The organism is Sediminibacterium salmoneum NBRC 103935, from assembly GCF_000511175.1.
Taxonomy (GTDB): Bacteria; Bacteroidota; Bacteroidia; order Chitinophagales; family Chitinophagaceae; genus Sediminibacterium; species Sediminibacterium salmoneum.
Genome location: NZ_KI866530.1, coordinates 584,710 through 598,870 on the forward strand (window position 1 = coordinate 584,710; position 14,161 = coordinate 598,870).

13 protein-coding genes are annotated in these 14,161 nt (G+C 41.0%); 6 read left to right on the top strand and 7 right to left on the bottom strand.

From position 1 onward, the window contains the following. Window positions 1–1,050: a serine hydrolase domain-containing protein gene (locus P767_RS0102955; protein ID WP_084799802.1), complete on the bottom strand. Its 1,050-nt coding sequence runs from the start codon at window positions 1,048–1,050 to the stop codon at window positions 1–3. A 68-nt stretch (window positions 1,051–1,118) separates the two neighbouring features. Between P767_RS0102955 and clpB the strand changes: the two genes are divergently transcribed. The 5 genes from clpB (at window position 1,119) to P767_RS0102980 (ending at window position 7,923) form a co-directional block, all read left to right on the top strand. Beyond that, complete coding sequence (clpB, locus tag P767_RS0102960) at window positions 1,119–3,713, top strand: ATP-dependent chaperone ClpB (protein WP_026763345.1); 2,595 nt, start codon at window positions 1,119–1,121, stop codon at window positions 3,711–3,713. A gap of 122 nt (window positions 3,714–3,835) precedes the next feature. Beyond that, window positions 3,836–4,441: a hypothetical protein gene (locus P767_RS0102965; RefSeq protein WP_157611339.1), complete on the top strand. Its 606-nt coding sequence runs from the start codon at window positions 3,836–3,838 to the stop codon at window positions 4,439–4,441. A gap of 200 nt (window positions 4,442–4,641) precedes the next feature. Then, the gene (locus P767_RS0102970) at window positions 4,642–5,514 is read left to right on the top strand and encodes a DUF4382 domain-containing protein (protein ID WP_026763347.1); all 873 of its coding nucleotides are present in this window, start codon (window positions 4,642–4,644) and stop codon (window positions 5,512–5,514) included. Between the two features lie 97 nt (window positions 5,515–5,611). Then, on the top strand, window positions 5,612–6,673 hold the full coding sequence (locus tag P767_RS0102975) for a saccharopine dehydrogenase family protein (RefSeq protein WP_026763348.1): 1,062 nt from the start codon (window positions 5,612–5,614) through the stop codon (window positions 6,671–6,673). Between the two features lie 26 nt (window positions 6,674–6,699). Continuing rightward, complete coding sequence (locus P767_RS0102980; protein ID WP_026763349.1) at window positions 6,700–7,923, top strand: TCR/Tet family MFS transporter; 1,224 nt, start codon at window positions 6,700–6,702, stop codon at window positions 7,921–7,923. A gap of 57 nt (window positions 7,924–7,980) precedes the next feature. Here P767_RS0102980 and P767_RS0102985 read toward each other — a convergent pair whose 3' ends face one another. The 6 genes from P767_RS0102985 to P767_RS0103010 all read right to left on the bottom strand — a co-directional run bounded on the left by P767_RS0102985 (window position 7,981) and on the right by P767_RS0103010 (window position 13,465). Further along, window positions 7,981–9,006 carry a hypothetical protein gene (locus P767_RS0102985; RefSeq protein WP_026763350.1) on the bottom strand — a complete coding sequence of 342 codons (1,026 nt, stop codon included), beginning with the start codon at window positions 9,004–9,006 and terminating at the stop codon, window positions 7,981–7,983. A 35-nt stretch (window positions 9,007–9,041) separates the two neighbouring features. After that, window positions 9,042–10,688, bottom strand: a complete 1,647-nt coding sequence (locus P767_RS0102990; protein WP_026763351.1) for an outer membrane beta-barrel protein — start codon at window positions 10,686–10,688, stop codon at window positions 9,042–9,044. Then, window positions 10,689–10,964, bottom strand: a complete 276-nt coding sequence (locus P767_RS18960; protein ID WP_216593192.1) for an RNA polymerase sigma factor — start codon at window positions 10,962–10,964, stop codon at window positions 10,689–10,691. After that, window positions 10,961–11,248, bottom strand: a complete 288-nt coding sequence (locus P767_RS18965) for an RNA polymerase sigma factor (RefSeq protein ID WP_216593193.1) — start codon at window positions 11,246–11,248, stop codon at window positions 10,961–10,963. Before P767_RS18965 ends, P767_RS18960 begins: the two co-directional genes overlap by 4 nt. A gap of 137 nt (window positions 11,249–11,385) precedes the next feature. Next, a complete protein-coding gene (locus tag P767_RS0103005) occupies window positions 11,386–12,495 on the bottom strand; it encodes a carboxylate-amine ligase (protein ID WP_026763352.1) in 1,110 nt (369 codons plus the stop codon). Window positions 12,496–12,511: 16 nt separating this feature from the next. Further along, on the bottom strand, window positions 12,512–13,465 hold the full coding sequence (locus tag P767_RS0103010; protein WP_026763353.1) for an ATP-grasp domain-containing protein: 954 nt from the start codon (window positions 13,463–13,465) through the stop codon (window positions 12,512–12,514). A 76-nt stretch (window positions 13,466–13,541) separates the two neighbouring features. Between P767_RS0103010 and P767_RS15530 the strand changes: the two genes are divergently transcribed. Next, window positions 13,542–14,161 (top strand): alpha/beta hydrolase (locus tag P767_RS15530; RefSeq protein WP_157611578.1); only part of this gene is annotated, 620 nt, incomplete at its 3' end.

Sequence of the window (14,161 nt, forward strand, 5' to 3'; positions counted from 1 at the left end):
TTACTGGCAATTAGCGGCAATTTGTTCGTCTATTTTTTTCTTCAGGTTCAGGTACACTTCTTTGCGGTCTTCGTTCATGAGTTCTTTTGCAAAAAACACTACCGCATAATTTCTGCACAAATCAATCATGGGCCAGGTACCGAATAATCCGGGAGAAGCCAGTACCGAAGGATTGCCATTGCTGTCTGTTTGTATAACCCAGGATCCGGCAGCATAATTATACCCTTCCGCTACTTTCGGAGCATATTTAATCATAGGGCTTGTGGTATGTGCCTGCAATAAATATTGTACGGATGCTTCCGATAAAATTCGCTTGCCGTTAAACATCCCTTTATTTAAAAGCATTGAACAAAAATTAATATAATCATTGGCCGTGGATTGTGCGCCTCCTGATGGGTTGATGGCATTTAAGCTGGAAAAGTTAGTGCCGCGCATCTGCAAAGGGCGTAAAATTTTTTCCTGCATCAATTGTTCAAAGCCTCTTCTTAGGGCAAGTTCTATGTATCGGCCCGCGAGGTTTAATCCTACATTACTGTATCTGAATTCTAATCCGGGGTTGGCAACAATTTCTCTTTTGGTAACAAACTCTGTTACTTCTTCTTCCAGGCTGCTGTACCGGCTTCTTCTGATAATATCGCTGAGTTTAATTGGGTCAGATGCAATTCCCGTTAAATGGCTGAGGCAATGTCTGATGGTGATAAAGCCCTTGCTGTATTTGTTCATGTCGGGAATATATTTACTGAGTTTGTCGTCCAGTGAAATTTTACCATCGTCTACCAGGGCCATAATTAATGCGGCAGTTAACCATTTGCTGGCACTGGCAACAGGTGCCTGTGTTTTGGGATTAAACTCTCCGGCCGATTTGCTGAAGACTATTTTTCCATCCTTATAAACAAGTATACTGTATTCCTTCCCCAATTCTTTTTTGGATTGTTCTATTGTTTTTTCCAGTTCCTGAAAATTGTATTGGGCTTTTACTGGCTGTAATAATAACAGAAAGACCACTCCCAGACTGACTATTGCGCAGTTTATTCCATTTTTTTGCGACATATTTTCCGAATTATTGAGTTGGATTATCGTTTGATGATTGGTATAAAGTTACATCAATCCACTTTACTATGAATTTGAACAATTATACCATTAAAGCCCAGGAAGCCATTCAATCGGCACAACAAATTGCCTATAGCAATGGTAACCCCTCCATTGAAACGGATCACTTGCTGAAAGCTTTGTTAAGCGACAAGGATTCAGCCATTGATTTTCTGCTAAAGAAGAACAATGTGAATCCTGTTTTTCTGGAAACCAAACTGTCCGAACAACTGAATAAGTTGCCCAAGGTGCAGGGAGGAGAACCTGCTCAGAGTGCAGGACGCGATTTCAGTAATGCCTTACTGAAAGCTTCTACCGTTATGAGTTCCTTTAAAGATGAATTTGTTACCCCTGAACATTTACTGCTTGCATTGGTGCAAATGAGTGATGCTACCGGAGCATTACTAAAAGCTGCCGGACTAACTGAGAAAGGTTTAATTACTGCCATTAAAGATTTAAGAAAAGGAGATACCATTCGTTCACAGGCACAGGAAACCCAGCTGAATATGCTGAACAAATATGCCAAGAACCTGAACGATATGGCCAGGCAGGGTAAGCTGGATCCGGTGATTGGCCGTGATGAAGAAATCAGAAGAACCCTACATATTCTTACCCGTCGTTCCAAGAACAATCCCATTTTAGTGGGTGAACCCGGGGTGGGTAAAACAGCCATTGTAGAAGGACTGGCCATGCGGATTGTGAACGGTGATGTGCCTGAAAATCTGAAGACAAAAATTATTTACGGATTGGATATGGGGCAATTGATTGCCGGTGCCAAATACAAGGGTGAATTTGAAGAAAGATTGAAAGGGGTGGTGAAGGAAGTTAGTTCCAGTGATGGAGAAATCATTTTATTCATCGATGAGATTCATACACTGGTAGGTGCCGGTGGTGGAGAAGGTGCCATGGATGCTGCGAATATTTTAAAACCAGCATTGGCCCGCGGAGAATTAAGAGCGATTGGTGCAACTACTTTAAACGAGTACCAGAAATATTTTGAGAAAGACAAGGCACTGGAAAGAAGATTCCAGAAGGTAATGATTGATGAACCTACCGTAGAAGATGCCATTTCTATTTTACGTGGTCTGAAGGATCGTTATGAAACGCATCACCATGTGCGTATTAAAGACGAAGCCATTATTGCTGCGGTAGAATTATCCAATCGTTATGTAACCGATCGTTTCTTGCCAGATAAAGCCATTGACTTAATTGATGAGAGCGCAGCCAAGCTAAGACTCGAAATGAATTCCATGCCAGAAGAACTGGACAAGTTGGAGCGTCAGATTCGTCAACTGGAAATTGAGCGCGAAGCCATCAAGAGAGAAGACGATGAAGACAAGCTGAAAGAACTGAATATTGAAATCAGCAATCTGGCTGTGGAGCGCGATACCTTAAAAGCAAAGTGGACACAGGAGAAGGAGTTGGTTGAAAAAGTGCAGTCTGCCAAAGCAAAGATTGAGCAATTGAAGCAGGAAGCAGAACAGGCTGAAAGAAATGGCGAATATGGAAAAGTGGCCGAAATCAGATACGGTAAAGTAAAAGAACAAGAGAATATTATTACTACGGTTACCGAACAGTTGATGCAGACTTCTGAAAAAAGATTATTGAAAGAAGAAGTAGATGCAGAAGATATTGCGGAGAGCATTGCCAAGGCAACGGGTATTCCGGTAGCTAAAATGTTGCAGGGTGAGAGAGAGAAATTATTGCACCTGGAAGAAGAATTGCATAGCAGGGTAGTGGGTCAGGAAGAAGCGATTGCTGCGGTGTCTGATGCCATCAGAAGAAGCCGAGCCGGTTTACAGGATCCTAAAAAGCCCATTGGTTCATTTATCTTCTTAGGTACTACGGGTGTAGGTAAAACAGAATTGGCCAAAGCTTTGGCGGAATACCTGTTTGATGATGAAACCATGATGACACGTATTGATATGAGTGAGTACCAGGAAAAGCATACGGTTTCCCGTTTGATTGGTGCGCCTCCCGGATACGTAGGTTATGATGAGGGTGGACAGTTAACGGAAGCAGTTCGCAGAAAACCATATAGTGTAATTCTGCTGGATGAAATTGAAAAAGCACATCCGGATGTATGGAATGTAATGTTGCAGGTATTGGATGATGGAAGACTGACCGATAACAAGGGCAGAATGGTAAACTTTAAAAATACCATCATCATTATGACCAGCAATATTGGTAGTCATCTGATTCAGGAAGCATTTGAAGGCGTAGAAGAAAACGGTCTGGAAGATGCAGCTGAAAAAGCAAAGACAGAAGTGATGCAATTGCTGAAGCAAACGGTAAGACCTGAGTTCTTAAACCGGGTAGATGAAATCATCATGTTCAGCCCATTGAATAAGAAGCAATTGAAAGGAATCATCAGCATTCAGCTGGAAGGTCTGAAGAAGCTGGTTGCAGAAAACGACATTCAATTGCGTTTCAGCGATTACCTGGTAGAATACCTGATGGAAAATGGATTTGATGCCCAACTGGGTGCAAGACCTTTGAAACGTTTGATTCAGAAACTCATTGTGAATGCATTGAGTAAGAAAATCCTTTCCGGAGACATTGATAAGAATCAACCAGTTCTGGTAGATGTGTTTGACGGAGTAGTCGTATTCAGAAACGAATAAGTAACTGCCTGACTATTCTATATTAAGTTGAATAGCGTAAATTAGAGAAAGCTTTGTATGAAAATTGCACTGACAACTCTTTTTACCCTATTCAACTTTTTTTGTTTGCACAGAATATGTATGTGGCCAAACCGGCAACCCATTTTGTAGAAGTGTACGACGAAAAGGGAATGACCATTAGTGCCAATGTGGGAACAGTAAAAGGAAGCCCGTTGTGGAGAGATGAGTGGTGCAATGCAAATGTTGAAATGTTTAACGGGAAAAAGTTTTCCAATCTGCCGCTAATCATCAACCTTGTTAATGGTCATATTCATTTTAAACAAGGTGATGCCGAATTTCAGTTTGTAGATGCCATTCAGAAAATGACTTTGTTTTATCAGGAAGAGGGGGTGGCTGATTCCATTACCCTTATTAAGCTGAGTCCGGATAATTCTATCTTATACGAAGTAAAAAAAACCAGTGCCAAATATCAGCTCCTGCAAATGATTAACAAGAAGGCAGTGGATACCTATGATTATGGAAAGTCTTCTGGTGGAAAACAATTTGAACTCTTCAAGGAAAATTTTCTGTTACGCGTTTCGTCCCGGGAATTGGTTTCTGTAAAAGGAAAGTCAGTTGCAGAATTATTTACAACTGATGCCGAAGCAGCTATTCAAATTTTACCTGCAGCCAAAAAGCGCAAACAGCTTAGCGTGCAGGATATCAGCACTATTATAGCTGGTCTCTAAGAAAAAATATTTTTTGTTAAATATTATTTAACAGGCAACATTCTAAAATTGCCTGGCATCTATTTTGTATTCCCAGTATTGACAGGGATATTTTCCAAAACTTTTGCGAATGGCTAAATAGCTGCAATATGCGGCGAGGCTATTTATTGCAAAAACTAAATTTTTTAAATGGTTATAACACTACTCTAAAAACCTGAACCATGAAAAAAACAAACCCCCTTTTATGGATGGCAGCATTTGCCATCGTTGTTGTAGTGTCTTTGTCTGCCTGCAATAAAGCAGCTTCCATTGAAAACCCTGTTGGATCGCAATCTGTATCACTTTATTTAACGGATGCCCCGGGTGTTTTTGATAACGTATTAATCGACATTAAATCTGTCTGGTTATTGGTAGATACCAGTAAAGACACAAGGAAAAAAGACACTTGTGACTGGGATAGAATTGGTCGTTCCAGAAACGAAAAAAATGATTCCTCACTGGTTTGGCAGAACCTGGGCGTGAATCCCGGTGTGTATGATATTTTAAAACTGCGAAACGGGGTAGATACTTTGCTGGCAACAGCAACAGTGCCTAAGGGAGCAATCCGTTTAATTAAGATTGAACTGGGCTCAACACATACTTTAATTAAAGACAGTGTTACATACCCTTTGAATATTCCGCTGAACGAAAAAAATTATGTGCTAGTTAAATTGAAAGGGCATGAGTGGGATGAGTTTCTTCCCAGTCGTTCCAGACTCTGGTTAGACTTTGATGTAAGCAGATCGATCATTGAAAAGAACGGTCAGTTTTATCTGAAACCAGTAATTAAATTCTTTACAGTAAAAGCAACTGCCAGTGTCTCTGGTAAAGTAACACCTAAAGAAGCACAGTCGGTAATTACGGTGTTCAACAGTAAAGACACAGCATATGCTTTGCCTAATCATGAAGGACATTTTAAAGTAAGAGGTTTGTCGGATGGAACCTACAGCGTTTTTGTAAATGCATCCAATGGTTACAAGGATACAACCATTACCAATGTGGCAGTATCAAAAACCAAAGAAGCGCAACTGGGATTAATTACTTTGAAAAAATAAATAGGTTTATCATAAGGGTGATTCGTATGGGATGTGGTGGTTGATATCCCGTTAGAAGTCCCGGCAAGTTTCTTGTCGGGATTTTGTATTTTACAGGATGCAAAACCAATTTTTACTCTACGGGGCAAATGGATACACGGGAAGATTGATTGCCAGGATGGCAAAAGACTATGGCTTATTACCTGTGTTGGCTGGAAGGAACGCATCGGTTTTAGAAGCGATGGGATCAGAGTTGGGGCTTTCTTTCCAGGTGATTGATCTTTCGGATAAAGAAAAATTGGTTGGGTTGCTTCGTTCCTTTCCGTTGGTATTGCACGCTGCAGGACCTTTTGTACATACCGCTAAACCTATGGTAGAAGCCTGCCTTGAAGCGGGAACCCATTATATAGATATTACAGGCGAGATTGCTGTTTTTGAATTGCTTAAAAGGACGGATGACCTTGCCCGCGCGAAAAATATCATGATCATGCCCGGTGTTGGTTTTGATGTGGTTCCAACGGATTGTATGGCTTTGTTTTTAAAAAATCAAATGCCCGATGCGGTGAATTTGAAACTGGCATTTGCCAGTATTGGCGGAAAATTATCTCATGGAACGGCAACAACCATGGCAGAAGGAATGGGCGAGGGTAGTGCAGTTCGGCTGAATGGAAAAATCACCAGGGTTCCATTAGGTCACAAGGGAATGTGGGTTGATTTTGGTCTGAAGAAATTATTTGTGATGACCATTCCCTGGGGTGATATTTCTACGGCTTATACTACTACCGGCATTCCCAATATTGAAACCTATACGGGAGCTTCTCCTAAAACATTTCAACTGCTTAAATGGCAAAACGGATTTAACTGGATCCTGAAATTATCGCTGGTTAGAAATTATTATAAAAAGAAAATTAAAAAAATGCCTGCGGGGCCCAGTGATGACATGCGTGCAAAAGCAAAATCGATAGTATGGGGACAAGTGGAGAATGCCAGCGGACAGCAGATTTCTGCCATTCAGGAAGGACCGGAAGGGTATACTTTAACGGCCATCAGTAGTTTATTGATTGCTAAAAAAATACTTTCAGGAAATTTTAAGCCTGGCTATCAAACGCCTGCAGCCTGCTTTGGCGAGGACCTGGTGATGGAAATTCCCGGCGTGAAGAGAAGACTGGTAGCATCATAAGGATTTTTATTTCATATTTGCTCCCTATGGCCTCTAATAAAAAAGCAGCAGTTGGATTTATTTTTATCACCATTTTGATTGATGTGATTGGCATCGGGCTGATTATTCCTGTAGTACCCAAACTGATTGAAGAATTATTGCATAATGTGAAGACCAGCGAGGTAGCAGAATATGGAGGTTGGCTCACTTTTTCCTATGCTATCATGCAGTTTCTGGTTTCACCTGTTTTAGGGAATCTGAGTGACCAGTATGGCAGAAGACCTGTCCTGCTTTTTTCCTTGTTTGGGTTTGGACTGGATTATTTATTTGTGGCTTTTGCCCCTTCTATTACCTGGCTTTTTGTGGGTAGAATTGTGGCGGGTATTACAGGAGCCAGCATTACCACGGCTTCCGCTTATATGGCTGATATCAGTACTCCTGAAAACAGGGCACAGAATTTTGGCATGATTGGGGCTGCTTTTGGATTGGGCTTTATTATTGGTCCTTTGTTGGGTGGCTTACTGGGTGAGCATGGATCCAGACTGCCTTTTTTTGTTGCGGCCGGACTGGCATTGGCCAATTGTTTGTATGGTTATTTTGTGTTACCGGAATCCTTGCCCAAACACCTGAGAAGAAAATTTGAATGGAAGCGAGCCAATCCCTTTGGCTCTTTGTTGCAACTGAAAAAGTATCCCTCTGTTGGCGGTTTAATTGGTTCTTTAATATTGATTTATCTGGCTGCACATAGTGTGCAGAGTAACTGGAGTTTTGTAAATATTGAAAAGTTTAATTGGACCCCTAAGCTGATAGGTATTTCATTGGGTGTTGTTGGATTTCTGATTGCCCTTGTACAAGGATTGTTGATTCGGGTAGTTAATCCCCGGTTAGGCAATGAGAAAAGCGTTTATCTGGGGTTGAGTTTATATACTTTAGGACTGCTGTTGTTTACCTTTGCAACGCAAACTTGGATGATGTTTGCCTTTCTGGTTCCTTATTGTTTGGGAGGGATCGCAGGACCTGCTTTACAGTCCATCATTTCCGGTAATGTGCCTCCGAATGAACAGGGTGAGTTGCAGGGGGGGCTTACCAGCCTGATGAGTCTTACTTCTGTTTTGGGACCCATCATGATGACGAAAACTTTCGCTTATTTTACCGGGCCAACTGCACCGTTTTATTTTCCCGGCGCTTCTTTCTTATTGGGAGCTCTGTTGATGCTGTTCAGCCTGATATGGGCATACAACGCATTGCATCTGAAGAAGGTGAAAAAATAGTAAGGCCCTGCCGATGGCAGGGCCGGCATATCCCCCGATATGCGTCATGAACTGTTTTTATAATTTCTTCAGATTGTTTAATATGGCAGCCAGTGATTTTTTTTCCGGCTTGATAGAAACATAAGTCTTGTTGTTCAGATAAGAATATCCTGTTTCACTGTAATAAAATTGATTCCCAATTAAAGAGAGCGTGATGATGTGGATTTTTTTCTGCTGTGGAATCATTTCCGATTTGAATGAACGGGAACTGAATTCCGGCATCAGTTGAATGACAGTATTATAATCGTCTGCAGTTGCAAATACAACCGTGTTCTTATTGGTGAAGTTTGGAGGCAGGAGTACGTGTAATTTGTTGGTACTGCCCAGGTTGTTATTGGGTGCTGCAATAGCCATCCATCTGAGTTGGTTGGTATTGATTTCGTAGTGTTCAATATTTCTACTACCGTTATTGGAAGTGTAAACAGATTGCTGCACATTCAATGGATTCGATTCTTTCCAGTAAAACTGAGGGTCCGCCAATACTTGCGAAGTGTAGGTTACAGATTCTTCACCTGAATAAATCTTCATCTGTTGTTTTACCAGATCGTATTTGTTCCCTGCTCTGATAATGTATTTTTTACCAGGTGCAATTTTTAGTTCTTCTCCGTTGGAAGTGGCAATGATACAGAATGCAAGATCCGATTCAAGCATATGGCTTGGGTTCTCGGATGATTTTACTGTTCTGATAAACTCCCCTTTCTCATCTAATAGCAACACTTTAATTTCTACAGGTCCTTTTATGCTGTCTCCGGTTTTGCTTACGAAAGCATTTGCTGGGAAATACACACTGAATTTTTCAGAGAACTCAATGGTTTTTGCATTGGTACCCATCATTGTGTCTTTGTGTTTGTAAACGGCAGTAGAATCGAGCATTCGCTGTATGCCAACACTGGTTAAGTTACCAGTTGCCCATGTTGTATCGTTTCTTACATCACTGTTATACAAAACAAAATTATTCCCATCCGATACTTCCTTGTTGCAGGCAGTAAACAGGAAGATACCTGCGAGGGCTATGAAATAATATCTGAAATAATTGCGTAACATTATGCTATAGATACCTAGTTAATTTTAATTGTTGCCTATCTGCTGTTTAAATTAAATCTTAGCCCCATTGCCAGACCGCCAATACTGAATTTTTGATTGAATGGAGTGCCCGGGGATGTCATATTCGATAAATTATATCTTAGATAGGGTTCAAAAAAGATTTGAGTATTGTAGTTGATTCTTTTGGTTACATTAAAACCTGCGTATAATCCAAGTCCAATATTCTTTTTATACATCATGCCATTGTCTTTACCAATGCCAACGGCTGCCAGACTGCTGTCTAATAAAACCCCTTCGTACCAGCTGGATATATTAACAATAGCACCTGCAGTTATGCCCCATTTTAAATTGTCGTTGCCAAACTGAACACTGGCCAGAACGGGTATATCCAGGCTTCTGAATCTGTTTTTTACGGTATTGGTTTTAAAACCAACCTGGGTTAAAGAGCTGGTGTCTCTAACAATTAATGTATCTCCCGGAGCCCTTACAATGGAACGAACCGTAACAACCGTAGTTGTTCTTGTTTCGTTTTCTGTTTTATATGTGAATCTTTCGTTGATTTGGGAATATTGTAAACCTGTTTTAAGTGATAAATAATCATTCAGCGGTTTTACAATTCTGAAACCGGCAGAAAATCCGGGTCTCATAGATTCACTACTGTCTTTACGGCTTAAAAACTGAGCAGTTGCTGTATTATTGCTGATGGTTTTAAAAGCCATATCCGGAGAAATATAAACTTCCAGATCCCAGTCCGGATTTCTCATTTTTCTGTCGGTGGGGCAAATGACTACATTCTTAAAACTAGATGCGTGCTGATAGGCATTCACATTGTGTTTGTTGCCCTGCCAGGTGTTTTTATTGGGTCTGATGAATGCATTGCCTGCTTTTTCAGTAAGTTGATAGTCTTCCTCTTCAGGTTCTGATGCGGTAAGCACAGTTTCAGACGCTGTATTCAGATGGGTTTGCGCTGCAGTATTCTTTTTTTGACTATTTATATTTAAACGCTGATCGTAGGGAAAGACAGATTCACGTTCTTTAAAGGAAGCGGTCTTGTTTTTTCTGTCCAGTTTCCAGGATACAGTTTTGTCTTCCGTATTTTTTCTGTTTGCTGATTCAATGCTGATATCTGTTTCAGCACTTTCATTCGCTTTTGTACTGTTTTCTCTTGATTCTTCAGCTGCTTCGTCTCTGCCAACAAGATTTAAATTGTTCTGCGGCTTGTTTTGCTGCAATGTATTGTCTGGAACTGACACCGGATCATTGGATGAACCAGATTGCTTAACCTGAACGGGAGCAGAGGGCTCAATTGCCGCATCTGTTTTAAAACGATAATTGTATAAGTACGCAGCCACGGTTCCAATTAGTAAAATCAGTAATACTGAGGCAGCCACCCTAAATTCTTGTGGTAACCAGAATAAGAATCTCCTTCTTCTTTTCTTTTCCTGATCCGGGTTAATTGGTAAGGCTTCCGGCTGTGTAATTGCAGATTGTATTTTATCCCAGATAGAAGAAGGAACTTCTGCAGAATGGTGATATAATTTCTGATGAACATATTCGTCGAAAGAGTCAATTGGCTCCGATAAATCCTTCGCGGCAATTTTATCCCATAATCCGGCCGGTACAGGTACGCTGTACGAATGCAGTTTTTGGTGTATGATATTATCGAACGCTTTGTTGTTCATTTAAACGGCAATCTTTTGTAGTTGCAGAATCTGACTCTGCAACATTTTTCTGGCTTTTACCAGCTGACTCCTGCTGGTACCCGCCTGTATATTCAGCATTTCTGCAATTTCATCGTGACTATATCCTTCAATCACACTTAAATTGAAAACCATCCGGTACCCCTCTGGTAGGGCACTGATCAGTTTCATCAGGTCTTCCTCCCCCAGAAAGTGATAGGCACTTGGATCCACAGAGGGCAGGTCTGGCTGGTGGTCATCAATTTCCTTAAAGCTCATTTTTTTCTTTCCAGGTGTCGGATGGCCGTATTCACTACAATTCGTCTTATCCAGCCTTCGAATGAGCCTTCAAATTTAAACTGACCGATGTACTGAAATACTTTTACAAAAGCATCCTGGAGCATGTCTTCGGCTTCCATGCTATCCTGGGCATAGCGAAGGCATACCCCCATCATCTTGCCGGCATATTTTTCAAATAGCATACGCTGGCATGCGGAGTTCTGTTGTATACAGCCTTTTATCAACTCGTGCTCGGTCAAAAGAGGGTGGTTTAGGGTTGACATTTAATAGAGAGCAGTTTTTGGTAAAATGCTGCCTGAAGAGTTAAACAACACAAAATTGTACCAAAAAGCCCCTGTTTGGCAGGGGCTTTCTTTTTTTATGAATATTTTAATGTTTTGGGCTCATTTTAACTGACCGCTTAAACGCTCAGGAACTGATCGTGAATATAATCTACCACACTGATCAGGCTGCCGGTTTCTCTGTACACTTTCAGTTGTCTGTCGGCCCCGGTTCCTCTTTCAAAAATTTTGGTAACATGTTCTACCACATGTCTGCTTCCCAGTTCATCCACCACATCATCTACAAAATCGAGTAATTCATAAATCAGTGCCTTGGTTTCTACTTCTGTTTCTTTACCGAAATCGATGAGTTTGCCATCAATGCCATATCGGCTGGCCCTCCATTTGTTTTCGTTAATCAGCGATCGCTGATACATCATGAAATTCAGGTTCTGGTTTCTGAGTTTATAAATTTTAGCACAGATAGCCTGAAACAAAGCAGCAATGGTCATGGTTTCCATGATATTCATGGGCACATCGCAAATTCTGAATTCAACCGTATTGAAAAAAGGATGCACCCTTAAATCCCACCAGATTTTTTTGGCATTGTCTATACAATTGGTTTTAATCAGGAGGTTTACATAGTTCTCATATGCTTCAAAACTTTCAAAATAATCGGGGATGCCGGTTCTGGGGAATTTGTCGAAAACCTTGGTGCGGAAAGACTTGTAGCCGGTATCCCTGGATTCCCAAAAAGGAGAGTTGGTGCTTAATGCATACACATGCGGAAGAAAATACCGGGCCGTATTGGCAATATGAATAGCCATTTTGCGGTCTTCCATTCCTACATGAACGTGTAGTCCGAAAATTAAATTACTGCGGGCGGCTTCCTGCAATTCATTTACAATCTGATTGTATCTAACGTGATCGGTAATAAGCTGGTTCTCCCAATGACTGAACGGATGGGTTCCGGATGCGCCAACCCAGAGTCCCAGATCACCCGCAATCTGTGCAATATTTCCTCTCAGAGAGGCAACGTCTTTGAAGGCTTCGTCAATGTCTTTGCAGATATCTGTTCCCACTTCTACCACAGCCTGGTGCATTTCTGCTTTTACCTTGTCTTTTAAAGTTAACTGTCCTACCTGCACAATTTTCTGCTCATGGCTTTTTAATTCGCGTGATAGCGGATCAATAACCATGTATTCTTCTTCAACGCCTAAGGTGAAGTGGTTGTAATTTATTCTTGACATATCTTATTCTATCAGCTTAATATAATGGCTTTCCGTTTGCACTTCTCTTGATGTATTCACCCCAGGTTAGATTGTCTTTTCCGGGCTGATGCGCCTGAGCTTTTTCAATAGCGTAAGTGGCAGCCGTTTCAACTACCCAGTCAAAGTTTTCCTGACCCACACTTTTAATGTCTGCATCTGGTGCAGGGTTACAGAAGTCAATGGCATATGGCACTCCATCTCTTAATGCAAGTTCTACGGTATTAAAATCATAACCCAGGTATTGGTTTATTTTTAATACAATATCCGTCATCATTTTTAGTTTTTCTGCAGAGGGTTTAAAGTCTGCCGCATATCTTAAGTGATGTGGATTGCGCGGTTCATAAGACATGATTCTTACATATTTACCTCCAATACAATAGCATCGGTAATACTCTTCAAAAATAATTTCTTCCTGCAGTAACATCACCAGCTGACCCGTTTCTGAATGCTTTTCAAAAAAGTCCTGTTGGTCGTTTAGTTTGTAAACATTTTTCCATCCTCCTCCTGCAAAGGGTTTCATATAGGCAGGAAATCCTACATAATTAAAAATGCCTTCCCAGTCTAATGGATAGGAGAGATTGCTGAAAGACAATTCTGCCGTGTCGGTTGGTAAATCCCTCGAAGGCAATATCACTGTTTTAGGAACGGGTACATCTATTTTAGTGGACAAACAATTGTTGAAAAATTTTTCATCGGCACTCCACCAGAAGGGGTTGTTGATAACCGCTGTTCCACATAGGGCTGCATTTTTAAGGTAGGCTCTGTAAAAGGGAACGTCCTGGCTAATACGGTCTATGATAACTGCATATCCGCTATCTTCTCCCTGAACTACCTTGTCTATTTTTACGGGCTCGGCCATGATGCCTTTTACCTGCTTACTGTTGATTCTTTCTATGAATGCCTGCGGAAAGCTTCTTTCCTGCCCAAACAGAATCCCGATTTTTTTCATGTTTGCCTTTTTGGTTTAGTTGTAATTTAAGTCATAAGATGATAATTAAAAAATATAATACCCTATTTTTGAGCATATGCACGCACATTCTCCCGCCAAGGCAGTATCAGTACAATTGGAAACCTGCCTGATACCTTCTGAGTACCTGGAAAGAGATGTTACCATTGATATATACCTGCCAACGCAAATGAGCGGATTTGATCAAACTTCTTTATTACTCATTAATGATGGGCAGGACCTGCTTAAGATGGATTTTCTGGAAATGATTTCCCGGTTAATTCAGACGGAAAAACTGGAACCCATTTGTTGTATTGGAATTCATTGCGGTCCCAACAGGAAAATGGAATATGGAACCGCCTATTCTGCAGACTTTAAAGGGAGAGGAGCTTCTGCCGGATTATACACCAAATTTATTTTTGAGGAACTGCTTCCTTTTATTCGCAAAAAGTTCAATGCCCCTTCTTTCAGAGACAAATCATTTGCAGGTTTTTCTCTGGGAGCTTTAAGTGCGATGGATATAGCCTGGAACCATGCCAGTGAATTCAGGAAAGTAGGCATGTTCAGCCCATCTTTATGGTGGAGAGAAAAGCCTATGAAGATGGATACAACGATGAGCAGGACAGACTCATGCACTTGCAGGTTAGAAAAGGGAAGTTCTATCCCTGGTTACAGTTCTTTATTGAATGTGGCACACTG

What these genes read in the sequence shown, in the direction of transcription:
- P767_RS0102955 (WP_084799802.1), bottom strand. Translation starts at nt 1,050, where the DNA reads ATGTCGCAAAAAAATGGAATAAACTGCGCAATAGTCAGTCTGGGAGTG.
- clpB (WP_026763345.1), top strand. Translation starts at nt 1,119, where the DNA reads ATGAATTTGAACAATTATACCATTAAAGCCCAGGAAGCCATTCAATCG.
- P767_RS0102970 (WP_026763347.1), top strand. Translation starts at nt 4,642, where the DNA reads ATGAAAAAAACAAACCCCCTTTTATGGATGGCAGCATTTGCCATCGTT.
- P767_RS0102975 (WP_026763348.1), top strand. Translation starts at nt 5,612, where the DNA reads ATGCAAAACCAATTTTTACTCTACGGGGCAAATGGATACACGGGAAGA.
- P767_RS0102980 (WP_026763349.1), top strand. Translation starts at nt 6,700, where the DNA reads ATGGCCTCTAATAAAAAAGCAGCAGTTGGATTTATTTTTATCACCATT.
- P767_RS0102985 (WP_026763350.1), bottom strand. Translation starts at nt 9,006, where the DNA reads ATGTTACGCAATTATTTCAGATATTATTTCATAGCCCTCGCAGGTATC.
- P767_RS0102990 (WP_026763351.1), bottom strand. Translation starts at nt 10,688, where the DNA reads ATGAACAACAAAGCGTTCGATAATATCATACACCAAAAACTGCATTCG.
- P767_RS18960 (WP_216593192.1), bottom strand. Translation starts at nt 10,964, where the DNA reads ATGAGCTTTAAGGAAATTGATGACCACCAGCCAGACCTGCCCTCTGTG.
- P767_RS18965 (WP_216593193.1), bottom strand. Translation starts at nt 11,248, where the DNA reads ATGTCAACCCTAAACCACCCTCTTTTGACCGAGCACGAGTTGATAAAA.
- P767_RS0103005 (WP_026763352.1), bottom strand. Translation starts at nt 12,495, where the DNA reads ATGTCAAGAATAAATTACAACCACTTCACCTTAGGCGTTGAAGAAGAA.
- P767_RS0103010 (WP_026763353.1), bottom strand. Translation starts at nt 13,465, where the DNA reads ATGAAAAAAATCGGGATTCTGTTTGGGCAGGAAAGAAGCTTTCCGCAG.